Origin of the sequence: Haloferax sp. Atlit-6N (genome assembly GCF_003383195.1) — an archaeon.
Classification (GTDB): Archaea; Halobacteriota; Halobacteria; order Halobacteriales; family Haloferacaceae; genus Haloferax; species Haloferax gibbonsii.
Genome location: NZ_QEQJ01000045.1, coordinates 1 through 735, shown reverse-complemented (window position 1 = coordinate 735; position 735 = coordinate 1). Strand labels below are relative to the sequence as shown.

1 pseudogene is annotated in these 735 nt (G+C 58.9%); it reads right to left on the bottom strand.

The window, feature by feature from the left end:
* Nucleotides 1-99: 99 nt before the first annotated feature.
* Nucleotides 100-735 (bottom strand): annotated as a pseudogene (locus DEQ92_RS21055) (IS1595-like element ISHvo6 family transposase); the annotation flags it as partial.

Genomic DNA, 735 nt, shown 5'->3' with positions numbered 1-735 from the left:
CGTGGGATCAAGTGGCCAATGGGACGGAAGCCTTCGTGCCTAGTACTTAACCAACAGTTACGACTCTGGCTCACTACTGTTGGTTAACTCTGGCCGCTCTTATGTAGAACTGTGGAGTGACCCCGTAGCAAGGCAATCGACGACGATTTCGAGGGATGCGCCGACCAAGTTCAATGAGCGAACGATACCGAAGGTGTGAGCGGCCTGTTCCAAGCCCTGCTTGGACAGGCCGCGAAACTTCCGCAGCCACGGTTTGACTAGTGAGAAGAGGCACTCGACCTGGTTGATGTGGACGCCGTCGGCCGAAACGTACCGTTCGTCGTGGATAACGGTTCGGTGATCGTACTCCATCTCTCGATACGCTTGGAGTCCATCAGTCCAGACCTCTCCCAGCCGCTGGGAGAGGTCTTCAGCCTCTTGCAGTACCGGTTCGAGGTCTCCCTGGTAGCTGATTCCAAGGTGACCGCGAAATCACCCGAAGCACGTCGCGGCACGCCGCGACGAGCGTTATCTGGTCTCCGTGACGGCCCTTCCATCGTGAGCGCCCCGATCGGGACGACCCGCCGCGGTACCGACTGGTCCGCGGCGGGTCTTGGCCTTTGTAGCCTGAACAGATCGTGCTTGATTCGTCGATTTGTGTTGGGCCCGAGATGGAGTGTTGGAATTGCTCCCAGACGAGGGGGAAGCCGCGCGTGACCGCGGCTTCCACCTCTCGAATGGCGTAATAGACGGTCT